This window comes from Cupriavidus sp. C3SS-1, assembly GCF_057073755.1.
Genome location: NZ_CP172700.1, coordinates 1,272,896 through 1,294,791 on the forward strand (window position 1 = coordinate 1,272,896; position 21,896 = coordinate 1,294,791).

Annotated in this window: 24 protein-coding genes; 12 read left to right on the forward strand and 12 right to left on the reverse strand. The window is 66.0% G+C overall.

The features are described from left to right. Nucleotides 1-105: 105 nt before the first annotated feature. Entirely contained in the window at nucleotides 106-381 is a 276-nt protein-coding gene (locus tag ACIGJC_RS21855) for a hypothetical protein (protein WP_483714271.1), read from the forward strand. A gap of 60 nt (nucleotides 382-441) precedes the next feature. Here ACIGJC_RS21855 and ACIGJC_RS21860 read toward each other — a convergent pair whose 3' ends face one another. Both ACIGJC_RS21860 and ACIGJC_RS21865 read right to left on the reverse strand, forming a co-directional pair. Continuing rightward, complete coding sequence (locus tag ACIGJC_RS21860; RefSeq protein ID WP_483714272.1) at nucleotides 442-804, reverse strand: hypothetical protein; 363 nt, start codon at nucleotides 802-804, stop codon at nucleotides 442-444. A 229-nt stretch (nucleotides 805-1,033) separates the two neighbouring features. Further along, complete coding sequence (locus ACIGJC_RS21865; protein WP_483714273.1) at nucleotides 1,034-1,666, reverse strand: DUF421 domain-containing protein; 633 nt, start codon at nucleotides 1,664-1,666, stop codon at nucleotides 1,034-1,036. 247 nt (nucleotides 1,667-1,913) lie between these two features. Between ACIGJC_RS21865 and ACIGJC_RS21870 the strand changes: the two genes are divergently transcribed. Then, nucleotides 1,914-2,471, forward strand: coding sequence for a BON domain-containing protein (locus tag ACIGJC_RS21870; RefSeq protein WP_483714274.1), 558 nt, complete (start codon nucleotides 1,914-1,916; stop codon nucleotides 2,469-2,471). A 59-nt stretch (nucleotides 2,472-2,530) separates the two neighbouring features. Here ACIGJC_RS21870 and ACIGJC_RS21875 read toward each other — a convergent pair whose 3' ends face one another. Further along, nucleotides 2,531-2,755, reverse strand: coding sequence for a DUF2188 domain-containing protein (locus ACIGJC_RS21875; protein ID WP_483714275.1), 225 nt, complete (start codon nucleotides 2,753-2,755; stop codon nucleotides 2,531-2,533). A 184-nt stretch (nucleotides 2,756-2,939) separates the two neighbouring features. Between ACIGJC_RS21875 and ACIGJC_RS21880 the strand changes: the two genes are divergently transcribed. Then, nucleotides 2,940-3,248, forward strand: coding sequence for a hypothetical protein (locus tag ACIGJC_RS21880; protein ID WP_483714276.1), 309 nt, complete (start codon nucleotides 2,940-2,942; stop codon nucleotides 3,246-3,248). Nucleotides 3,249-3,301: 53 nt separating this feature from the next. Here the strand turns inward: ACIGJC_RS21880 and ACIGJC_RS21885 are convergent, their stop codons facing one another. From ACIGJC_RS21885 to ACIGJC_RS21900, 4 genes are all read right to left on the reverse strand, one after another. Further along, a complete protein-coding gene (locus tag ACIGJC_RS21885; protein WP_483714277.1) occupies nucleotides 3,302-4,624 on the reverse strand; it encodes an MFS transporter in 1,323 nt (440 codons plus the stop codon). 103 nt (nucleotides 4,625-4,727) lie between these two features. Beyond that, a complete protein-coding gene (locus tag ACIGJC_RS21890) occupies nucleotides 4,728-4,964 on the reverse strand; it encodes a DUF2783 domain-containing protein (protein WP_483714278.1) in 237 nt (78 codons plus the stop codon). A 31-nt stretch (nucleotides 4,965-4,995) separates the two neighbouring features. Beyond that, nucleotides 4,996-6,723: an FAD-dependent oxidoreductase gene (locus tag ACIGJC_RS21895; RefSeq protein WP_483714280.1), complete on the reverse strand. Its 1,728-nt coding sequence runs from the start codon at nucleotides 6,721-6,723 to the stop codon at nucleotides 4,996-4,998. A gap of 56 nt (nucleotides 6,724-6,779) precedes the next feature. Continuing rightward, nucleotides 6,780-7,739: an MBL fold metallo-hydrolase gene (locus ACIGJC_RS21900; protein ID WP_483714281.1), complete on the reverse strand. Its 960-nt coding sequence runs from the start codon at nucleotides 7,737-7,739 to the stop codon at nucleotides 6,780-6,782. A 289-nt stretch (nucleotides 7,740-8,028) separates the two neighbouring features. On the opposite strand from ACIGJC_RS21900, the gene ACIGJC_RS21905 reads away from it, so the two are divergent. Further along, nucleotides 8,029-8,823, forward strand: a complete 795-nt coding sequence (locus tag ACIGJC_RS21905; protein ID WP_483714282.1) for an IclR family transcriptional regulator — start codon at nucleotides 8,029-8,031, stop codon at nucleotides 8,821-8,823. Further along, nucleotides 8,820-9,659, forward strand: coding sequence for an IclR family transcriptional regulator (locus ACIGJC_RS21910; protein ID WP_483714283.1), 840 nt, complete (start codon nucleotides 8,820-8,822; stop codon nucleotides 9,657-9,659). Before ACIGJC_RS21905 ends, ACIGJC_RS21910 begins: the two co-directional genes overlap by 4 nt. Before the next feature lie 21 nt (nucleotides 9,660-9,680). Here ACIGJC_RS21910 and ACIGJC_RS21915 read toward each other — a convergent pair whose 3' ends face one another. After that, on the reverse strand, nucleotides 9,681-10,655 hold the full coding sequence (locus tag ACIGJC_RS21915; RefSeq protein WP_483714284.1) for a Bug family tripartite tricarboxylate transporter substrate binding protein: 975 nt from the start codon (nucleotides 10,653-10,655) through the stop codon (nucleotides 9,681-9,683). Nucleotides 10,656-10,794: 139 nt separating this feature from the next. Next, complete coding sequence (locus tag ACIGJC_RS21920; protein WP_483714285.1) at nucleotides 10,795-12,003, reverse strand: EAL and HDOD domain-containing protein; 1,209 nt, start codon at nucleotides 12,001-12,003, stop codon at nucleotides 10,795-10,797. A gap of 549 nt (nucleotides 12,004-12,552) precedes the next feature. Here ACIGJC_RS21920 and ACIGJC_RS21925 point away from each other — a divergent pair. The 4 genes from ACIGJC_RS21925 to ACIGJC_RS21940 all read left to right on the forward strand — a co-directional run bounded on the left by ACIGJC_RS21925 (nucleotide 12,553) and on the right by ACIGJC_RS21940 (nucleotide 15,241). Then, nucleotides 12,553-13,359 carry a helix-turn-helix domain-containing protein gene (locus ACIGJC_RS21925; protein WP_483714286.1) on the forward strand — a complete coding sequence of 269 codons (807 nt, stop codon included), beginning with the start codon at nucleotides 12,553-12,555 and terminating at the stop codon, nucleotides 13,357-13,359. After that, the gene (gene flhD, locus ACIGJC_RS21930) at nucleotides 13,346-13,663 is read left to right on the forward strand and encodes a flagellar transcriptional regulator FlhD (RefSeq protein ID WP_483714287.1); all 318 of its coding nucleotides are present in this window, start codon (nucleotides 13,346-13,348) and stop codon (nucleotides 13,661-13,663) included. The genes ACIGJC_RS21925 and flhD overlap by 14 nt, the downstream gene beginning before the upstream one ends. After that, nucleotides 13,660-14,292: a flagellar transcriptional regulator FlhC gene (flhC, locus tag ACIGJC_RS21935; protein WP_483714288.1), complete on the forward strand. Its 633-nt coding sequence runs from the start codon at nucleotides 13,660-13,662 to the stop codon at nucleotides 14,290-14,292. Before flhD ends, flhC begins: the two co-directional genes overlap by 4 nt. A gap of 91 nt (nucleotides 14,293-14,383) precedes the next feature. Beyond that, entirely contained in the window at nucleotides 14,384-15,241 is an 858-nt protein-coding gene (locus ACIGJC_RS21940) for a hypothetical protein (RefSeq protein ID WP_483714289.1), read from the forward strand. Nucleotides 15,242-15,262: 21 nt separating this feature from the next. Here the strand turns inward: ACIGJC_RS21940 and gabD are convergent, their stop codons facing one another. From gabD to ACIGJC_RS21955, 3 genes are all read right to left on the reverse strand, one after another. Further along, the gene (gene gabD, locus ACIGJC_RS21945) at nucleotides 15,263-16,711 is read right to left on the reverse strand and encodes an NADP-dependent succinate-semialdehyde dehydrogenase (RefSeq protein ID WP_483714290.1); all 1,449 of its coding nucleotides are present in this window, start codon (nucleotides 16,709-16,711) and stop codon (nucleotides 15,263-15,265) included. A 282-nt stretch (nucleotides 16,712-16,993) separates the two neighbouring features. Continuing rightward, on the reverse strand, nucleotides 16,994-17,197 hold the full coding sequence (locus ACIGJC_RS21950) for a DUF3079 domain-containing protein (RefSeq protein ID WP_483714291.1): 204 nt from the start codon (nucleotides 17,195-17,197) through the stop codon (nucleotides 16,994-16,996). A gap of 229 nt (nucleotides 17,198-17,426) precedes the next feature. Continuing rightward, entirely contained in the window at nucleotides 17,427-19,670 is a 2,244-nt protein-coding gene (locus ACIGJC_RS21955; RefSeq protein WP_483714292.1) for an NADP-dependent isocitrate dehydrogenase, read from the reverse strand. Between the two features lie 357 nt (nucleotides 19,671-20,027). Between ACIGJC_RS21955 and ACIGJC_RS21960 the strand changes: the two genes are divergently transcribed. From ACIGJC_RS21960 to ppk2, 3 genes are all read left to right on the forward strand, one after another. Next, nucleotides 20,028-20,543, forward strand: coding sequence for a hypothetical protein (locus ACIGJC_RS21960; protein ID WP_483714294.1), 516 nt, complete (start codon nucleotides 20,028-20,030; stop codon nucleotides 20,541-20,543). Nucleotides 20,544-20,720: 177 nt separating this feature from the next. After that, nucleotides 20,721-20,873: a hypothetical protein gene (locus tag ACIGJC_RS21965; protein ID WP_483714295.1), complete on the forward strand. Its 153-nt coding sequence runs from the start codon at nucleotides 20,721-20,723 to the stop codon at nucleotides 20,871-20,873. Between the two features lie 174 nt (nucleotides 20,874-21,047). Then, nucleotides 21,048-21,875 carry a polyphosphate kinase 2 gene (gene ppk2, locus ACIGJC_RS21970; RefSeq protein WP_483714296.1) on the forward strand — a complete coding sequence of 276 codons (828 nt, stop codon included), beginning with the start codon at nucleotides 21,048-21,050 and terminating at the stop codon, nucleotides 21,873-21,875. The last annotated feature ends 21 nt before the right edge of the window (nucleotides 21,876-21,896 follow it).

Sequence of the window (21,896 nt, forward strand, 5' to 3'; positions counted from 1 at the left end):
ATTGCCTTCGCGGCACCGCGCGTGCATTGCGCGTGGCCGATCCGGCCGGGGCGGATGGGTACGATTCATGCTCGGTCCGGGGCCGGACAGGCACGGAGGGAAACCATGCAGGACTGGCTGGAAGCGATGCAATGGCCTGCCATGGTGGCCACCGTGATGGGGACGTGGCTGGTGGGGTCGCGCTCGGACGCGCGCAGGCGTGCCGGGTTCTGGGTGTTCCTGTTCAGCAATGTCCTGTGGATCGCATGGGGCTGGCAGGGCGACGCGTACGCGCTGATGGTGCTGCAGGTCGCGCTGGTCGCCATGAACGTGCGCGGCATGCGCAAGGCCGCAAAGGCCTGGCAAGACACCGCTCGTGCCGGTGCTCGGCGGTCCGGGTGAGCAACGGTGCGTCGCGCGCCATTCGGCACGGGACGCACCGCTGTTCACGCTGCGCGCGGATTACTGCTTCGGCAGCGGGTCAGGCGAGTCCCCCTTCGGGCCGCTCGGGGCCTCGGCTGTCGGCGCGGGCGGCGTGCCTTGCTCGCGTGGCTTCTTGTAGCGCGCGGTGGTGCCGGATTGCGTGCTGCTGTGCTTCTTGGCCTTGTGCTTGGGCTGGTCCGATGCCATGCCGGTGCCGCTTTGCATGTCGGTCGAGCCAGGGGCTGCCATCGCGGGCGCGTTGCGAGAGGTGCCCGCGCCTTCTGGGGCTGGCGGGGCGCTCGGGTTTGGCGCATTGGGGGATGCCGGGGCTTGCTGGCCAAAGGCTGGCAGGCAAAGCGCGGCGCCGATTACCAGTGCAGTGGTGGCGAGGGTCCGTTTCATGTCGGTCTCCGGTTGTCGTCAGGCGACGAAAGTACGGCGCTGGTGTTCTGGCAGCCACGGCTGGTGTTGCCACGTCGGGCCAGTTCGCAGTAGTGGCACAGCCGCCCCAGCGCCCAATCGGCGGCGGCCTCGCGCACGGTGATGCGCCGCACGTCGTTGCCAGGCACTGGGCCGGGCGCGGACGGCGGCGCGAAGGCAGGTCGGTGCAGGTGCGGGCCTCGGGGCATACTCATCGTCCGGAGCAGCGGGAGACCGACGTGCCATTGACCTTATCGGCGTTTTCAACGGTATGCCGTGAGACTGGCGTGTCTTGGTCGCTGGCATGGGCCTGCTTCGCGCAGCCATCGGTCGCCGATGGTTTATTCGCTTCACGCACGAAGGTCAGGGCGCCATCGCGCTCCAGCACCACGCGGGTGACGCCCTCCAGCGATTCCTTCTGCAGCGTCGCGCGCAGGTTGGCCTTCAGGTCTTCCTCGCTGACCATGGCCTGCGCGATGCGCGTCCGGTCGACATGGCCGTCGTCGATCAAGTCGATCGCGTAGCCGCCCGTAATGCGGTCGAACGCGGCGTAGCGCGACGACAGCCATCCGACCGCCCGATGCATCAGCACCAGCGTGAGGGACGCCGCAAACGCGGTCGCCAGGGCGGTCGCGCCGATGATGGCGCGCGATAGCACCGCGCCCAGCAGCAGCACCACGCACAGGTCGAACGCGGTTTTCTGGGCAAACGCGCGGCGCCCGGCCACGCGCAGCAGCAGCCAGGTGATCAGGAAGACCACGAAGGCGCGGACCGCGCCCTGCCACCACGCGAGGTGGTCGCCTTCTCCCATCAGGGCAAGCATGAGGCTGGTCAGTGAATCCATTGCACATTGCGTTGGTTGCCGATGACCGACGCGGCGGCAGTTTCCGTGCCAGCCGTGTCAGGCACATCGTCGCGCGCTGCTGCTGCATGGACACGCAGGGCAGAAGAATGTACGTGCAAGGGCGCAATGGATCTTGTAATTCCTGCCGCGCACCGGCATGCGCGCAGGACAGTACCCGCGCCGGACAATGTGGCGTCCATCTTGCATGGCAGGACCTGTGTTCCCGCAGTGACCGCCGGAGACAGATATGGACCGAAGCCGCCCCGCCTTACCAGACACGCCGTGGCGTGAACCACCGCTGCCCGAAGATGCCGACTGGCGCAGCCATTACGTTGGGGCGTATGGCGTCTTCGATTACGACCAGCCGGTGGATCCCGCGGAGTTCGCGGGGCTACGCGAGGAAGGCCGCCAATGGCCACGCGCGCGGCCGGCGCCGCAGCAACAGCCTTCGGAGGGCTACGGGTCCGAGCAGGCCTATCAGCAGTTCACGGGGTTCAATGAACGCGCGTCGCGTAGCGGACAGGGGGCTTCGCCGCGCTATCGGCCAGTGGGGCCGCGCGGCTACCAGCGCAGCGATGCGCGGATTCTGGAGGACATCTGTGACCGCCTGACGCGCAGTGGCCGCCTCGATGTACGCGACGTCGAAGTGCGCGTGGACAGCGGCGTGGTCAGGCTCGAAGGGAGTGTGCCAGACCGTCTGCAGAAGTACCGTGTCGAAGATATCGTGGACGACGTCTTTGGCGTGCGCGACCTGGTCAATCGGTTGCGCGTCTGCCGTGGCAAGCCGGGAAAACGGCCGTCCTGAAGAAAAAGCCGGCCGCCCCGGCATGACCCGGTGCGGCCGGCTCGCGGTGGCGAGGCTGCCTAGCCGGCAATGGCGCTAAGGTCGCGGCCCGCATAGCTGCTGCGCGCCCGCACGCTGCCGTCCTTCGCATGAATCAGCAGTTCAACCTTCTTGCGCCGCGCCAGCGAAGTGGCGGCGTGGATCGCGGCCTCCTGCGTCGCGTGGTGGGATTCCGCGTAACGCGCGCCTTCGTGAATGACGTCCCACCCATTTCCGTAAGGCACGACGTGTAGGTTGCTGCCCATCTTTGTCTCCTGAGGCGCCGGCGCAATGCGTCGGCTCTTTCATTGTGGCCTCATTGGCGCCGCTGTCTATCGGTCACCCTCTGACAAGCCAGGAGCAGCAAGGGCGACTTGCGGTCGAAAATATCTGGTCATTTGGGCTTGCTCTTGTAAGCTGGACTGGAAATCGCCTGTAAAGGAGCTAGCCATGCGTGCAAGTTTTGCGCGGGGACTGACACAGTCTCCAGTGACTGTGGTGGCCCGCGCTTCCGACGGCGAAGTCGGCTGGATGCCCCGGATCGGGGACCTGGTAACGGTCTACAGCCAGGACCAGGACACGGAGTTCGACATCCGCCTGAGCGAAGTCGTTGCCTCCGGGCGCTGGCGCGGCGTGGTCTATGCGATCAGCCGTGGAAAGGAAGTGCTGGTCACCGCGGAAGGGCTGGAGATCGACGACGTGGTGGAAGTCATGCGCGAGGAGATCGCGGGCGTGATTCCTTGCAGCCATCCGCATTAGTGGAATCCCCGTCCGCAACCCGCAGGAAGACGGCCAGGCGCGGCCACTGGCCGTCAGGATTGATCCGGCTGGCGTGGCACGCCAAGCCACATCGACAGGCCGCTCGCCAGCAGCAACGCAGCCAGCAGGTATAGCGCATTGTCGAGGCTTCCGGTCTGCACCTTGATTTGCCCGATCACCCAAGGGCTGATGATACCGCTGGTAATCCCCACGCTGCTGATGAAGGCAATGCCGGCGGCTGCGCCGCTGGCGGGCAGATAGCTGGGCGGCAGCGACCAGAACACCGGCAGCGCGGCAAAGATCAGGACCGCGGCCACGGACAGGATGGCCAGCATCGCGGCCAGGCTATGCAGGTGCAGTGTGAGCGCGGCCAGCGCCAGTGCGCCGCCTGCCGTGCACAGCAGGAAATGCCGGTGGCGTTCGCCGCTGCGGTCGGAATGCCGCGCGATCAGGATCAGGCCGATTGCGCCCACCGCATTGGGCACGACGGAGTAGAGGCTGATCGAGACCACATCGGTGACGCCGAAGTCGCGGATCATGAGCGGCATCCAGAAGCTCAGTGCCAGCGAGCCACAGGTCAGCGAAAAGTAGATGAACGCGAACAGGTAAACGCGCGGGTTGCGCAGGACTTGCAGCAGCGCCTGCAGCGAATGCGCCTTGATGTCATGGCCTTCGATGCGGGCCCGTGTCAGGAATGCTTTTTCACTGTCGGTGAGCCAGCTTGCCTGGCGCGGTTCATCGACCAGGACAAAGGCGGCGAGCACGCCGAGCGCGATGGCCGGCGCGCCTTCGAGGGCGAACATCCACTTCCAGCCCTGCATGCCGAGTACGCCGGCCATGTCGCGCATGATCCAGCCCGAGACCAGCCCGCCCAGCACACCGGCAACGGCGACGCCCGCGAAGAAGATGGCCATCACGGCGGCGCGCCGCTTGGCCGGGAACCAGTAGGTCAGGTAGAGCACGATGCCGGGAAAGAAGCCCGCTTCGAACACGCCGAGCAGGAAGCGCAGCGTATAGAACTGCGCCGGCGAGGACACGGCCATCATCGCGACCGAGGCCACGCCCCACAGCACCATGATGCGCGTGAACGTGCGGCGCGCGCCAAAGCGTGCCAGCAGCATGTTGCTGGGCACCTCGCACAGCACGTAGCCGACGTAGAACACCGCGGCGCCCAGGCCGTACATGGCGTCGCTGAAGCCCAGGTCCTGCTTCATCTGCAACTGGGCAAAGCCGATGTTGATGCGGTCCAGGAATGAAACCACGTAGCACACGAACAGGAACGGGATCAAACGCAGCCAGATCTTGCGGTATAGCGCGTCTTCGTCATGCGCGGCGTAAGCGGGGGCCGCAATCGCCCCTGAGGCCAGATTGCTCATTGCTTTGTCTCCGGTGTGAGCGCCACCCCGCGCAAGCCTTTTGGCAGGCCTTCGCTACGGGTCCGGCGGGAAAGGGTGGGGCACGCGTGCGCGTGCCCGCAGGTCAGGTTGTGGCGGTGGTGTTGCCGGCGATGCCTTCGCGGGCGGCCTGCATGGCCGCGAGCAGCACCTGGTGATCGCCGATATGGTTGGCGAGCAGGAGGATGAGCTGGGCGTTGGCGGCCTGGCTCTGCGCGTCGTCCAGGTCGCGGTGCATGTCGATCAGCGCTTCGTAGAAGTCGTCCGGACGGGCCAGGTTGGGTTGGGTGTTGAGCGCGTGTGCCTCGGTTTGGCTTGGCATGGCGTGGTCTCCGAATGTTGTGTCCGACGGCTTATGCCGCCATGGCGGCCGGTTGCTTCGCACTGCCAGGCAGATGCGCCCCGCTGGCGCGTGCCAGCGCATCGCCAATGCATTGCGCGTCGATCTTGCGCCAGCGTGCGCAGACATGCTGGTCCGGGCGGATCAGGTAGAACGTGCCCGGTGCGGCGCTGTAGCGCTGCGCCGCAAGCCCTTCATCATCGCGCAGGACAGCAGCGCTGCCCGAGGCGGTCTGCACCGGCGTGCCGAGGTACAGGAGGCGAATCGGCAAGCCAGACTGCTCCAGTTGGGCGAGTGCGGCGCGGCTGTCGCTGTCGAGGCTGTCCGGCGTGCCGAACACCATCCCGGTGAACTCTCCACCAAGATGCTGGAGCAGCCAGCCCGCGCCCTGCGCATCGGAAACCGGGGCGTCCACGCAGGCCGCGCCGGGCACCATGGTGCCGCCCAGGCCGTCCGCGTCGGGCGTGTTGAGCGGCGATCCGTGCAGCACCGCCGGCACCGACAGTCGGCCGCTATTGACCAGGCCGCGTGCAAAGGCATGGCGACGGGACAGGCCGAGCACGGCATCGCGGAACAGCCGGCTCACCGGGCTCTTGGGCGTGATGAAATCCGTCGCGCGGGTGGAGTTCAGCAGGTTCTCGTCGGCGGCGTACTCGCGTTCGCTGGCGTAGGTGTCGAGCAGGCTGTCCGCCGCGCGGCCCTGCAGCACGTAGGCAAGCTTCCAGGCCAGGTTCTCGGCGTCCTGCACGCCACTGTTGGCGCCACGCGCGCCGAACGGCGAGACCCCGTGCGCGGAATCGCCGGCGAAGAGCACCCTGCCGTGGCGGAAGCTGTCCATGCGCAGGCACGAGAACGTATAGACACTGACCCATTCCAGCGTGAATTTCGCGTCCGGGCCCAACAGTGCCTGCACGCGCGGGATCACGCGCTCGGGCGTTTTTTCCAGGACGGGGTCGGCATCCCAGCCGAGCTGGAAGTCGATGCGCCAGACATTGTCGGGCTGGCGGTGCAGCAGCACCGACTGGTTCGGGTGGAAGGGCGGGTCGAACCAGAACCAGCGCTCGGTCGGGAAGTCCGCTTCCATCTTCACATCGGCGATCAGGAAGCGGTCCTTGAAGGTGCGGCCCTTGCTATCCAGGCCGAGCAGCTTGCGCACCGGGCTGCGCGAGCCGTCGGCCGCCACCACGTAGCGCGCTGCCAGCGCGTAGCAGCCGTCCGGCGTTTCAATCGTCAGCGCGACATTTTCGTCGGCCGTGCCCGATTGGCGTTGTTCGAGCCCGACGACCTTGTTGCGCCAGCGGATCTCGATGTTGGGCAATTCCAGCGCGCGTTCCAGCAGGTAGCCTTCAACGTAATACTGCTGGAGGTTGATGAAGGCGGGGCGGTGATGGCCCGCCTCGGGCAGCAGGTCAAAGCTGTACACCTGCTGGTCGCGCAGGAATACGCGGCCGACGTTCCAGCTGATGCCGCTGTCGACCATGCGCTGGCCGCAGCCCAGGCGGTCAAAGATGTCCAGCGTCCGCTTGGCAAAGCAGATGGCGCGCGATCCGGTCGACAGCGTGCAGTCGTCGTCGACCAGCACCACGCGCACGCCGCGTTGCGCCAGGTCGATCGCGGTAGCCAGGCCGATGGGCCCGGCACCGACCACGACAACGGGATGGACCGTGCCGCCCGCTTGCCCGTCGCGTTGTTCCGCGCACGGCTGGTACTCGAATGACAGGCGCTGGTAATCGATGGTCATGCCTAGGTCTCCGTCCACTCTCGTTCAGTCTTCTGTCTTATCGTGAGGTGCGCGCCTCAGTCCTGCAGCGCCGCCCACATGTCCTTGTCGCGCTGCGCGGTCCAGATGCGCGGATGGCGGATGCCGCTGGCTTCGTCGAACGCGCGCGACACATCGAACGGCAGGCAGTGTTCATAGATGAACACCTGGCCGAACTTCGGGTCCATCGCGCGGCGCGTGTGGGCCATGGCGGCCTTCAGGTCGAGCTTGTCGGCCACGGCTTCCTTGCCGGCCTGGAACAGCGTGGTGACGAAGTCCTTGGTATAGGCAATGCCCTTGCTGACGTCTTCGGGCGTGGTCAGCGCCGGGCCGCGGCCGGGCACCAGCTTCTCCGGCTGCAGCGCAGCCAGCGCGTCGAGCGTGGCCGGCCATTCGGCAAGCTGGGCGTCGCCGCAGTAGCAGGCCGCGTCGTACTCGACCAGGTCGCCCGAGAACAGCACCTTCTGCGACGGCAGCCACACCACGGTGTCGCCCTTGGTATGGCCCGAGCCGAGGTGGGCAATGCGCACCTCCAGCTTGCCCAGGAACAGCGTGATTTCCTTTTCGAACACCAGCGTGGGCCAGGTCAGGCCCGGCACGGTCTCGACGCCGGCGAACAGGCGCGGGAAGCGTTCGATTTCCGACTTCATGTCGGCTTCGCCACGCTCCACGATCATTTCGTAGGTGCCGCGGCTGGCGATGATCTGCTGCGCGCCTTCGGCGAAATACGCGGACGCGCCCAGCACACGCACCGCGTGGTAGTGCGAGAGCACGACGTACTTGATCGGCTTGTCGGTGACCGAGCGGATCCTGGCGATCAGGTCCTGCGCCATGGCCGGGGTGGCCGTGGTGTCGATGATGATCACGCCATCGTCGCCGATGATCACGCCGGAGTTCGGGTCGCCTTCGGCCGTGTAGGCATAGGCGTTCTCGGACAACTGGGTGAAGGTGATCTGCTTGGCTTCCAGGTCGGCCTGGGATGCGAATGCCTTGCTCATGCTGTCAGTCCTTTTCATGGGGGCGGGCGGGACAGCGGCACGCAATGCCAGTGCGCGGTATGGCGCGGCTGTCTCGCCCCGTTCGTTGATCTCGGTTGGGTCGCAGCGCGTACGTTGCGCTGCGCGACGGGGTAGTGCCATCTTAGGAAACCATTAAAAATTAATCAATAGCTAAGCGATTAGCCTATGGATAATTATAGGGTTGAGGCGACGAATCGCGGGTAAACACCGATCGAGAGGGCTGACCCCGGTGACGTTCGATTAATATCTGGGCTTTCCGGAGAGTACGATGGCAACAGCGGGGCGCAAGGCGGCGCAGGCAGAGCGCGAGGAGAAGGTGCAGCGCGGCATCCAGAGCGTGGAAGTCGCCGGCCGCTTCCTGGGCGCGCTCGCGGCCGCGCGGGCGCCGATGATGCTCGCCGAACTGGCGGAGGCCGCGGAACTGGCGCCGGCGCAGGCCCATGCGTACCTGGTCAGCCTGACGCGGCTCGGGCTGATCAAGCGCGACTATTTGTCCGGCCGCTACGAGCCAGGCCCGCTGTCGCTGCAGCTCGGCATGATGCACCTGGATTCCGACCCGGCCTACCGCGCCGCCGTGCCGCGCGTGGACGAACTGGCCGAGGCCACGGGGTTCAGCGTGGCCATCAGCATTGCCGGCCCGCAGGGGCCCGCCATCGTGCGCTATGTGCCGGCCGCGGCGCCGCTGCACGTGAACCTGCACGTCGGCACCGTGATGGCGCTGGCCGCCACCGCAACGGGTCGCGTCTATTGCGCGTTCCGGCCGCGCGCGGATTGGGACGCGAGCTGGCGGCAGCAACAGCCGCAGGCGAGCGCCGCGGATCGCGCCGCATTCGATGCCACGCTCGAAGCCATTCGCGCACGCGGCATCGAACGCAGCGTCGACGCCCCGAGCCCGGCCATCAGCAGCCTGAGCGTGCCGGTGCTCGATGCGGGCGGCACGCTCAGGCTGGTGCTGACCATCGTCGGCTCCACCGGCACCATCGATGTGGACTGGCAGGGACCGGTGGCGGCGGCGCTGCGGGCGACTGCCCACGCCATCGGCACGCACCTGGGACAAGCATGAGCACGCAAGCGGCCCCGAACGATGACCGGACCGGCGATGCCGGCAAGCCCCAGCGCGGCATCCAGTCGCTCGACAGTACCGGACAACTGCTGGCGGCCCTGGTGGAGGCGGGCCGGCCGCTGTCGCTGCGCGACCTGGCACAGGCGGCCGGCATGGCGCCGGCCAAGGCCTTTCCGCACCTGGTCAGCCTGCAGAAGACCGGGCTGCTCGCGCGCGATGCCGCCGGCAACTTCCTGTGCGGGCCGCTGAGCCTGGAACTGGGGCTGATCGCCCTGCAGCGTCTGTCGCCCACGCGCGAAGCCGAACCGGAAATCATCGAACTTGCAGGCGCCACGGGCCTGAGCGTGGCGATGGCGGTGCTTGGGCCGATGGGGCCTACCGTGGTGCGGCTGGAGGAATCGGCACGTCCGCAGCATGTGAGCCTGCGCGTCGGCACGGTCCTGTCGCTGGTCCATACCGCGATCGGCCGCACCATGGCGGCGTACTTGCCCGAGAACGTGCTGGCTGGCCTGCTTGCGCGCGACGACCTGCGCATGGCTGGCGCCGCGCCGTCCGAGGTGCTCGGCGATGACGGGAAGCTTGCTTCGGACTATGCCGGCCGGCTTGCGCGAGTGCGCCGCGAGCAGGTCGACAACGCGCTAAGCCGCCCCGTGCCGGGCATCGACACGCTTGCGGCGCCGGTGTTCGACCATACGGGCAGCCTCGCCCTGGTGGTGGCGGTGATGGGCTCGACCGGCAGTTTCGACAGCGGCACGCAAGGTGCCACCGCAGGACTGGTGCGCCAGGCGGCGCACCGGCTTTCGTGGCGCTTTGGCGCCATGCAGTCGCCGGCCTGAACGTTTTGGCGGCGGACCGGCTTATTGGTCCACGCGGATATGGGCTGACTTGATCAGCCCATCCCATTTCTCGTACTGGGCCCGGATATAGCTGCCGAACTGGGCGGGCGTGGCCGGGAACGGCACCGTGCCCTGGCTCGCCAGCTTGCTGGCCATTTCCGGCTGCTTCAGTGAAGCCACGATCTCGGCATTGAGGCGGTCGACTACGGCCTTGGGCGTGCCGGCCGGCGCCACGACGCCGAACCAGGCCGTCAGTTCGTACCCCGGTACGCCGGCAGCCGCCATCGTCGGCACCCCGGGCAACTGTTCCGACGGTTTCTGCGTGGTGACCGCCAGCGGGCGCACGCGGCCGTCGCGGATATACGGCAACGCGGTCGATACGCTGTCGAACATCATGGTCAGGCGGCCCCCGATCAGGTCCGTCATGGACGCGGCGCTGCCCTTGTACGGGATATGCGTGATCTCGACCCCTGCCATGTGCGTGAACAGCTCACCCGCCAGATGGGACGACGAACCGTTGCCGAACGAGCCATAGGCCAGCTTGCCGGGCTCCTTGCGCGCCAGCGCCAGCAGCTCCGGCACGGTCCGCGCGGGCACCGACGGGTGCACGACCAGCACGTTGGGCAGATAGGCGACGGAGGCCACCGGGGCGAAATCCTTGAGCGGATCGTAGCCAGGCTTGTCGTAGAGGCTCTTGTTGACGGCCAGCGAGCCGAAGGTGCCGAACAACAGCGTATAGCCGTCGGCCGGGGCACGCGCCACGGCAATCGCAGCGAGATTGCCGCCGGCGCCCGGGCGGTTGTCGACCACGACCGGTTGTCCCAGCCGCACCGACAGCGCATTGCCGATCTCGCGCGCCAGGAGGTCCGTGGCGCCGCCGGGCGGGAACGGCACCACCAGCCGCACCGGCTTATCCGGGTACGCCGCGAAAGCGCTGCCGGCAGCTGCCAGTGAAACTAGCAGCCCTGCAGCTGCATGCTTGAACCAGCTCTTCATCGCTGTCTCCCCTTGTCGTGTTGTGGCGATGGAAAGCGGCAGTGTGTCGCAGCACGCGGGGATGCGGGTTTCGAATTGGCGAAGGCGGGGTTTGCGGCCGCGTGGTGGCGAAGTTTCGCCGCCACGCGGCGTGAGGCCGTTACGTGATGGGCGGGCCCAGCGTGGACATTGCATCGCCGCCGCACTCGTAAACCTGGGCGGCCTTCAGCAGCGCGCCCAGCTCGCCATGCCCGTGGAGAACGGCATCCCGGATGGTCCGGGTCACTGGAAATGTGTCCTGGATATCGCGCCGCGTACCGTGGGGCGGCAGCGGGGCCAGCGACAGTACGCCGGTCAGGAAGGCAGCTTCGGCGAACGCCGTATCGTGCGGGCGGACCCGGCGCGCCGCCTGTTCCATGAAGGTCCCGCGCCGGTGTGCCGCCTGACTGCGCACGCTCGGTTCGCCGGGCAGGCGGAATCCATCGGAGATCTGCAGCAGCCGCACCCAGCGCTGCAGGCTGTCGGGACCAATCGCCGCCAGCAGCCCGCGCACGCTGGCAAAGCCGACGCCCGGCTGCACGCCGGTCGCGACCGAAAGCCGCAGCAACTGGGCCACCATGCCGGGAGCGGCCTGCAGTTCGGCAAGCAGTGCATCGGTGTCCGCGCCTTGCATCAGCAGCGCCTGCAGCCGCGCCAGCGTGCCGTGATCCAGGTGTGGCCATGGCGCCGTCAAGGGTTCGGGGCGCGCGAAGTGGAAGCCCTGGAACAGGTGAAATCCAAGCTGTTGCGCCAGTGCGAAGTCGTCGGCGGTTTCGATCTTCTCGCCAATCAACAGGCGGTCCGCGCTCAGCACCGCATCGGCCAGGCGTGGAAGACCGGTGCGCCGGGCAAGCCGGAAATCGACCTTGACGAAGTCGACTGCAGGCAGCGCTTTGCGAACGTCGTCGCTCAGCGCCGCGACGTCGTCGAGGGCCAGGCGGTAGCCGGCCTCTCGCAGCCACGCCAGCCGGCGCAACACGCAGGCATCCATGGGCACGCTTTCGAGTACTTCAAGCACGAAGTGCCCCGGCGGCACCAGCAACAGCAGATCGTCGAGCAGCAGCTGGCGACCAAGGTTCACGAAGCCCGCATGCTTGCGCAAGGTCCAGTCCAGGCCCGTGTCGCCCAGCGCCCGCGCGATCACGTGGGCGGTTGCCGCGGTGTCGTCGAGGACGTTCGCCCAGTTTCGGCCGGCTTCGCGGTACAGCAACTCATAGGCCTGCGGGTCGCCGGCGGCACTCACGATGGCCTGGCGCCCGAAGTGCAGCACCTCGGCATCGCGAGGACCGGGCATGGGCAGGTCGGACAAGGCGGGAAGCGGGACTTGCATGGGAATATTCCAGAAGGAAGCCGGCAATTTCCTGATGCGGATTTATGTGCCGAATGCGCGGAATGCATTTCACGGTGCCCTTTAACGGCACTGCGAAAATAAATTTCGAATCTGAGGCAGCAGGAATCAATAAGAAATCGCCGCGATGATAGGAAGGACATTCGGCAACGTCCTTGATCCGCGCCAACAATGCCGGCGCGGCGCGGCTTTCCGGCCGATTCCGAGGACCGTCGAGGACTTTGCCGCAGTAGAGTAGGAAAACTCCTAATGGATATTCAGAAACTACAGATTGTTCTGCAGGTACACGTCAATAGAATTCAATTTAAGGTTTTCGTGATTTGATTTCCGCAGCCAATCCAATTGACTAGGAACCACCTCCGAACGGTCGCCGGAAACCTTTCCCTGAGATTTTCTTCTTCCGAGGCGCCCACCATGACCCTGACAACCAGCCCGCAACCGCCTGATTCGATCCCGTGCTGTGTCGGATGCTCCATGGCGCGCTTCTGCCTGGTTGGCGAGCGTGCGCCCGGCGGCATCGAACTGGCCGACATGCTCGCCCAGCGCGTGGTTCGTTTGCGCAAGGGCGAGCCGCTCTATCTGCTCGGCGATGCGGTGGCGGCCGTGTTCGCGATCCGCGTGGGTACGATCAAGACGCATGTCGCCACGGAAGACGGACGCACACAGGTGGTCGGATTCCATTTCCCAGGCGAAATGGTCGGCCTGGACAGTATCGGCCGCCGCCAGTACGCCTCTTATGCGACGGCGCTGGAAGACACCAAGGTTTGCATGATCCCTATGGATACCCTGCGCGCACGGGCCGCGAGCACGCCGATCTTCGCCAGCCGGGTGTTCCTGGCACTGGACCGCCACGCGCAGCGGACGCGCGCGTTGCAGACCCTGCTTGCGCTGATGACAGCGGAAGAGCGCCTCGTGACGTTCCTGCTGTGGATCTCCGAAGGACAGTCGGCGCGCGGATTTTCATCGAGCGAGTTCATCCTTCGCATGAGTCGCGAAGAAATCGGCAGCTATATCGGCCTGACGCTCGAGACGGTCAGCCGTCAATTTTCCCGGCTTGCGGAAGGCGGCCTGATCCGGGTCAAGCACCGCAGCGTGGCGCTGGTCGACAAGGCGGGGCTGCGCGCCATTGCCGCCCGTCCGGCGATCTCTGCGGTAGGGCCTGCTTCCACTGGCCGGCGTGCGGGCGAACCGCGCGTGGCGGCGCAGGGAGCGGGAGCGTTGGTGTCCGCTCAGGCGTGGGCGGCTCGGGCCTTGCCCCAATCCGCCGCCGGGGCCCGGCATGCGTGCAGTGTGAAGATAATTCCTTTCGCTTGGGAGGCTGACAATGGACAGCAGTGACCTGGTAGGTGAGATCAAGGACGTCAATCTGGCCTATCTGCTGCTGGTGCAGCGGCTGATGCGCCAGAACGAGCCCGAGGCCCTGTTGAGGCTCGGCATCCGCAAAGAGGTTGCGCAAGCACTGCTGGCGTTGACGCCGGCGCAATTGCTGGGTCTTGCGCGCTCGAGCATGGTGCTGTGCCGCTTCCGCCTTGACAACTGTTCGTTGCTCGAAGCGCTGGCGGGTATCCGGCCGCGTCACGAATTGTGCAATATGCACACGGCCATCGTGTTGGCCGCGCAAGCCCTGGAGGAGGGGCGATGAAAACCACCGCGCAATCTGCACCGGCACGCAGTGCACTGCAGGATGCCAGCGACACCCAGCTTGCGATCGAGCTGATCGGCCTGGGGGCCCGGCCCCAGGTCGTGGAAGCGGAAGTGGCGCTGTCGCGCAGCCGCGTGTACCGGCTGTATCGGGAGCTGACGGGGGGGTCGCCGCCAAAAGGCATGCTGCCGTTCTCGGCTGACTGGTTCGTGACCTGGCGGCCCAACGCGCACGCGTCGTACCTGCTGAGCGTCCATGAATTCATGCAGCAACGGGCCGGGTTGCCGGGCATACGCGCGGTGCTCAACAGCTACCGCGTCTATGCGGGCCATATGCGCGCCAGCGACGAGGCATGCCTGATCAGCTTCACGCGCTTCTGGACGCTGGTGCGCTTTCGCGAAGGCGGGTTGCTGCAGTTGTCCACGTGTCGTTGCTGCGGCGGACGCTATGTCACGCACGCCCATGAACCGCAGGGCTCGTTTATCTGCAGCCTGTGCGAGCCCCCATCGCGGGTGCGCCGCGGGGCGCGCCGCCCGGCCCCGGGCAGCATGGCGGAGCCCGCCTCGTCCATCCTCGGTAACCTGCCCGCCGTCGTGGGACCGGCATTCGGCATGGTGCCCGTCCTATGAGCGCAGCGGTACGATCGCGATTGCCCCCGGCATCGCTGCTACTCGATACACGCCCGGAAGTCCGGGCCGCCCCACTGACACCGGAGGCCTAATGACAGTCAATGGAACGAGCTACCCCGAGACACTGCTGCTGCCGGCGCGTGCCGGCGCATCGCACCGGCTCGGACCGACGATGCACCCGATCACGCGCACCGAGTTCCTCGGGCCCACGAGATCGCGGGACATCGTCAACGCGTTGGGTGGCGACGATGAGCGGGAACGATGCGTACAGGTTGGCCTGGAGGTGCTGGAAAGCGCCGGCCACAATCCGGTCCGCACCGTGATCACCACGGGCCCGGGCCGCTGGATCAGCCTGGATTTCTATCTCGACGCCGACTGCGGAACCTGCTGCGAACTGGACGGCGCGCTGCAGACCCGACTGGCCGAATGCATCACGAGCGTACTGCCGCCGGGGCTGTCCCTGGGCATCCGTCCGCTGGTGGAGTACGCGCGCCAGGCGGGAGCGCAGAGCGATCATGGCACCGCCGAGCATTTGCGGGCCTGCGCGCACGACCTGTTGCTGCGCGAGGGAGAGATGAACCAGCGCTTGTCGGTGGTCTGCGCCTACCTGTCCGCGATGTACGAGGCGCGCACCGCGGCGGGTCGCCTGGGCTATCTCGACCAGAGCCTGCTGGAGGATGGCCAGGAGGCCCTGAGCTGGCGGCTACGGCGGCATCGCAGCGTAGAAGGGCGCGCCCTGGCCCAGCGGCTGGAGCGGCTGTCGCACGCTGCCGAAGGTGCGCTCTCTGAGTTTGGCACCGGCTTCACTTTCGAGAGAGCGTCCTACCAGTTCGAGTTGATGCGGCGCTTCCACGACCAACTCGAACGGTTCCGCAAGACCTGCATGCCGGGCACCGGCGACTGGGCCGACCTGACTCGCGACATGGCCTGCGCCAACGGCAAACGCTGAACGCGAGGAGGCGGGCTTCGCTCAGATGCCCGCCATGCAGGTGTACTTGATCACAAGATAGTCCTCGATGCCGTAGTGCGAGCCCTCGCGGCCCACGCCGGACTGCTTCACGCCACCAAACGGCGCGACCTCATTCGAAATCAGTCCGGTGTTCACGCCGACCATGCCGTACTCGAGCCGTTCCGAGACACGCCAGACGCGGCCGAGATCGCGCGCATAGAAATAGCTGGCCAGGCCGAACTCCGTGTCGTTGGCCATGGCCACGACATCGTCCTCCGTCTCGAAGCGAAACAGCGGCGCCAGTGGGCCAAAGGTCTCCTCGCGCGCCACCAGCATGCCGGGCGCGACGTCGGCCAGGATGGTCGGCTCGAAGAACGTGTGCCCGAGCGCGTGCCGGTGGCCGCCCTCCAGCACGCGCGCGCCCTTGCCAAGGGCGTCGGCGATATGCTCTTCGACCTTGGCCACGGCCTTGTCGTCGATCAGCGGCCCGATGCGCACGCCTTCGTCCATGCCATTGCCGACTTTCAGCTTCGCGACCGCCGCGACCAGCTTCTCGGCAAACGCATCGTAGACCTTGTCCTGGACGTAGATCCGGTTCGCGCAGACGCAGGTCTGGCCCGCGTTCCGGTACTTGGAGATGATGGCGCCTTCAACGGCGGCGTCCAGGTCGGCATCATCGAACACGATAAAGGGCGCATTGCCGCCAAGTTCCATCGATACCTTCTTGATGGTCGATGCGGTCTGCGCCATCAGCACGCGGCCGACCTCGGTGGAGCCCGTGAAGGTCAGCTTGCGCACCAGCGGGTTGCTGCTCAGTTCGCCGCCGATGGCACTCGCCGACCCGGTCACCACCGACAGCACCCCGGCCGGGATGCCGGCGCGTTCCGCCAGCACGGCAAGCGCCAGCGCGGTCAGCGGGGTTTGCGACGCCGGCTTGACCACCATGGTGCAGCCGGCGGCCAATGCCGGGCCGGCCTTCCGGGTGATCATGGCCGCCGGAAAATTCCACGGCGTGATCGCCGCGCACACGCCCACCGGCTCCTTGGTCACGACAATGCGCTGCGTGCTGACCGGCGCCGGAATCGTTTCCCCATAGACGCGCTTGCCTTCCTCGGCAAACCATTCGATGAACGACGCCGCATAGGCGATCTCGCCCTTGGCCTCGGCAAACGGCTTGCCTTGCTCGGCGGTCATGATGCGGGCCAGGTCATCCTGGTTGGCCAGGATCAGCTCGAACCACTTTCGCAGCAGCGCCGAGCGCTCCTTGGCCACGCGCGCGCGCCAGGCCGGCAGTGCGCGGTTGGCGGCCTCGACAGCCTGGCGGGCTTCCGCGGCGCCGAGCTGCGGCACCTGTGCCACGCGTTCGCCGGTGGCGGGGTTGGTGACGTCAATGTGGCGTTCGCCGTCGGTCCAGCGTCCGTCGAGATAGCACTGCTGGCGCAGCAGGGTGGGGTCTTGGAGCTTCAGCATGGTCGTTCGTCCATTGAAAAGACTGCCGGAAGGGTTGGCGCGATTCAGGCATTGTAATCGCCGCCAGACATGGTGGAGGGCTGGCCTGGCGTAACGCTTGCAATGCTTTGTGGTGTGCGGGAGTTGTGGATGGCTAGCGCAAGCCCGGCCCGGAACTGCCTGGATGCGATGGTTCATGCATGGATCGCGCCACCCGGCGGAACATGGATGCGGGATAGCCTCGCCGATGGACGGAGGGAGGGAAGCTACAGGCGTTGAGCAGGCGTGCAGGCTGTGATCGCGCTAACGCAAGTCAACTGCCTTGGGTTGATCGGGATCGATGCCCCAATCGCCAAATTCCAGCCAGTCATCGCCGAGCAGTTCGGAGGGATGTTGGGTGCGGCTGGACCCATTGCCACAACCCATGGCGTCGACCGGGCAATACTTGTCGCAACCCCAGCAGATGCGTTCGGGATGGCTCGGGTGGATCGGGAATTTCTTTGCCATGATGCGGTGGGCAGGACGCTGTGCCGGTGCAACGAAAATGTTGCGATCAGTATGGCGCGCCGGGCGGCTACATGGTTTGGCCGAGATCAAGTCCGGCCGGGGGCGGGGCAGGGCTTTCAGGCTGAATGTGGCGTCGTAGCCAGAAAGAAGGAGCCGGAGGCGGCATCGGGATGCCAACCTCCGGCTTCAGGCAGGCACCTGGCGGCGCCTGCGGGATCGGATGTGCCGATCAGGCCTGGACCGATGCCAGGGCTGCGTTCAGCGTCTTGCTCGGGCGCATGACGGCGGACAGCTTTTCCGCGTCCGGCATGTAGTAGCCGCCGATGTCCACGGGCTTGCCTTGTACGTCCGACAGTTCGCCAATAATGGTCTTCTCATTTTCGGTGAGCTGCTTGGCGAGCGGCGCGAACGTCGCGGCCAGGCCGGCGTCTTCGGTTTGCGCGGCGAGTTCCTGGGCCCAGTACATGGCCAGGTAGAACTGGCTGCCGCGGTTGTCGAGCTGGCCGGTCTTGGGTGACGGGCTCTTGGCGTTGTCCAGCAGCTTGCCGGTAGCGGCGTCCAGCGTCTTGGCCAGGACCTTGGCCTTGTCGTTGCCCGACTTGATGCCCAGCTCTTCCAGCGACACGGCCAGCGCCAGGAATTCACCGAGCGAGTCCCAGCGCAGGTGGTTTTCTTCCACGAGTTGCTGCACGTGCTTCGGCGCCGACCCGCCCGCGCCGGTTTCGTACATGCCGCCACCGGCCATCAGCGGGACGATCGACAGCATCTTGGCGCTGGTGCCCAGTTCCATGATCGGGAACAGGTCGGTCAGGTAGTCGCGCAGGATGTTGCCGGTCACCGAGATGGTGTCCAGGCCGCGGATCACGCGCTCGAGCGTGTAACGCATGGCGCGCACCTGCGACATGATCTGGATGTCGAGACCCTTGGTGTCGTAGTCCTTGAGGTAGGTTTCGACCTTCTTGATCAGCTCGGCCTCGTGCGGACGGTACGCATCCAGCCAGAACACGGCCGGCATGCCCGAGTTGCGGGCGCGCGTGACGGCCAGCTTGACCCAGTCGCGGATCGGGGCGTCCTTGACCTGGCACATGCGCCAGATGTCGCCCTGCTCGACCTGTTGCGTCAGCGCCGCCAGCACTTCACCGGTGGCGTTGTCGACGATGCGGGCTTCGCCGTCTTCGGCGATCTCGAAGGTCTTGTCGTGCGAACCGTACTCTTCGGCCTTCTGCGCCATCAGGCCCACGTTCGGCACGGTGCCCATCGTGACCGGATCAAAGGCGCCGTTGGTCTTGCAGAAGTTGATGATTTCCTGATAGATGCGAGCGAAGGTCGATTCCGGGATCAGGCACTTGGTGTCCTTGGTGCGGCCATCGGCGCCCCACATCTTGCCGCCGATACGGATCATGGCCGGCATCGAGGCGTCGACGATCACGTCGTTCGGCGCGTGCAGGTTCGAAATGCCCTTGGCCGAGTCCACCATCGCCAGTTCCGGACGATGTTCGTGGCACGCGTGCATGTCACGGATGACTTCTTCCTTCTTGGATTCCGGCAGCGTCTCGATCTTGGTGTACAGGTCCACCAGGCCGTTATTGACGTTCACGCCCAGTTCGTCGAACAGCTTCTGGTGCTTGGCGAAAGCGTCCTTGTAGAAGACCTTGACGGCGTGGCCGAACACGATCGGGTGCGACACCTTCATCATCGTGGCCTTGACGTGCAGGCTCAGCATGACGCCGGTCTTGCGCGCGTCTTCCATCTGGTCTTCGTAGAAGGCCAGCAGGGCCTTCTTGCTCATGAACATGCTGTCGACGATCTCGCCGGCCAGCAGCGAAACTTTCGGCTTGAGCACGATGGTCTTGCCGCTCTTGGTCAGCAGTTCCATGCGCACTTCACGCGCCTTGTCCAGGGTGATGGACTTCTCGCCGTGGTAGAAGTCGCCGTGCTTCATGTGGGCGACGTGCGTGCGCGAGGCCATGCTCCATTCGCCCATGCTGTGCGGGTGCTTGCGCGCGTAGTTCTTGACGGCGGCCGGGGCGCGGCGGTCGGAGTTGCCCTCGCGCAGGACCGGGTTCACGGCGCTGCCCAGGCACTTGGAGTAGCGCTTCTGGATGGCCTTTTCTTCCTCGGTCTTCGGGTCTTCGGGGTAATCCGGAATCTTGTAACCCTTGCCCTGCAGTTCCTTGATGGCGCTCATCAGCTGGAACACCGACGCGCTGATGTTCGGCAGCTTGATGATGTTGGTGTCGTCCAGCTGGGTCAGGCGGCCGAGTTCGGCGAGGTTGTCCGGCACGCGCTGCTCTTCGGACAGGAACTCGGGGAACTCGCCCAGGATACGGCCGGCCACCGAGATGTCGCTGGTCGTGACTTCAACGCCGGCCGGCTTGGTGAACGTGCGGATGATGGGTAGGAAAGCACTGGTCGCCAGCAGGGGGGCTTCGTCAGTCAGGGTGTAAATGATGGTGGGTTGCTGCGTACTCATTGCTTGCCTCTTGATCGGGGGGATGTCAAAGAATAGAACCACGCGCCGGTAGCTGGACCAATCAGCCGCCCGGCAAACACAGAATTTTGCCTGACTTTGCTTTCAGGCGGCTGACTTCCAGCGCATTTCTTGCGCGTGAATCGCCCATTTGCCCAATTTTGGTGCGAAAATTGCGTGACAATCAGGTCACTTCCGGTGGCCGGGACGGAATTTTCGCGTTCGCGCCGCCTTGACCGGAATATTCTAGGCGCTGCAGGTGTTTACCCGTAGGGCCGTCCGGCAAAGCCACGGCCGGAGGACTATGCTCAGGTCGTGGGCCACCGGCGCCACGGCGCTGGCCGACACTGGAGAAAGGTCATGCAATTCCGAAATGGCAGTTGGCTGGCAGCCGCCGCGCTCGTGCTGGGCGCGTGCGCGACACTGCAGCCGGTCGAGACCGGCCAGAAGATGATCGGCAGCACGCAGGCCAGCGTGCGCGATGCCTTTGGCCAGCCTACGGAGACCTTCCCGCTCAATGACGGCCGCAGCCGCTGGATCTACTCGAAGCAGCCGCTGGGCTTCGCCGTGTACGCGGCCGACTTCGATGCCGGCGGCAAGCTGACGAATTTCCGCCAGATGCTGACGGAGGAGGAGATCTACAGCGCGCGTCCCGGCGTCTGGACCAAGCGCGATGTCGCCGAACGCTTCGGCTCGCCGCGTGAACCGGTGCAGTATTACCCATTGATGAAGCGCGAGGCGTGGTCGTACCGTCTCTACGTCGCCGGTTACCAGCCGGCGCACTTCAGCGCCTATTTCGATGACCGGGGCGTACTGGACCGCACCATGATCATCGTGGACCCGCTGGGCGGCGATGCTCGCGACGGCAGCAAGTAAAGCCGGGGCGACGCGTCTGATCACGACCTACCTGAGGGCGGCATACGCCTTGGCGCCGCCGAGCAATCGGTATCGAGTTGCCCGGCCGATGCGTTCTCCGCGCCGCTGCAGCAAGAGCCGGTAGGCTCGGCCTTGCTGTCCGCGGTGCGTGTCGTGCGGGGTGTCGACGCTTATCCCGTGCAATGGCTTCGCGGCCTGTACCGGCCGCCCTGCTATGACTACCGCATGACGCTGACGCGGGCCGGCGAAGCCACCGTGCGCATCTGGCTGGCGGGCGATATCACGGCCGGGACCCGCCAAGCGGTGGCGGCGCAAGACGGACACGAATGAGTCTGCGTGAATCGGCCCGGCACACGGCCCGGTCCCGATTACCTGCGGCGTGCGCATACGCCTGATGCCAGGGCGCGCGCCGCCCGGCAGCGCAACGAAGACTTGCCCTATGGCGTCCGAGGCACCAAAGTAACAAGTGGGCCGGCACGGCCGGTCATCCACGGGAGACTGGGTATGGGCAAGAAGAAGCAGGGCGAGCGCGATGCAAACCATGCCGGCGCCGCCGGCGGGAAGATGAGCGGCAAGCAGTATGACGAGGAGCTGTTCCGGCTGCATGTCGAGCTGGTCAAGCTGCAGGACTGGGTCAAGGCGACCGGCGCCAAGGTCTGCATCCTGTTCGAGGGCCGCGACGGCGCCGGCAAGGGCGGGGTGATCAAGGCCATGACCGAGCGCGTGAGCCCGCGCGTGTTTCGCGTGGTGGCGCTGCCGGCGCCGACCGAGCGCGAAAAGAGCCAGATGTACGTGCAGCGCTATATCCCCCACTTGCCCGCCGCCGGAGAGATCGTGATCTTCGACCGCAGCTGGTACAACCGGGCCGGCGTGGAACGGGTCATGGGATTCTGCAGCGAGGAGCAGGTGGACGACTTCTTGCGAGGTGTACCGCTGGTCGAGCGGGCCATCATCCAGTCGGGCGTGGTGTTGCTCAAATACTGGCTGGAAGTCAGCGAGGAAGAGCAGACACGCAGGCTGGAGGACCGCATCACCGACCAGCGCAAGACCTGGAAGCTGACCGACATGGACCTCAAGTCGTACTCGCGCTGGTATGACTATTCCCGCGCGCGCGATGCCATGTTCGCGGCCACCGACACCGACGAATCGCCGTGGTTCGTGACCCGCTCCGACGACAAGCGGCGCGCCCGGCTGAACATCATCAGCCATCTCCTCGACCGCATTCCCTACGAAGCAATTCCGCGCAAGAAGCCGAAACTGCCGGCCCGGCAGAAGCCGGAGGGCTACAAGGAGCCGAGCCACGCGTACCGGCGTGTGCCCGAGCGCTTCTAGCACATCACCATCGATCGAGCG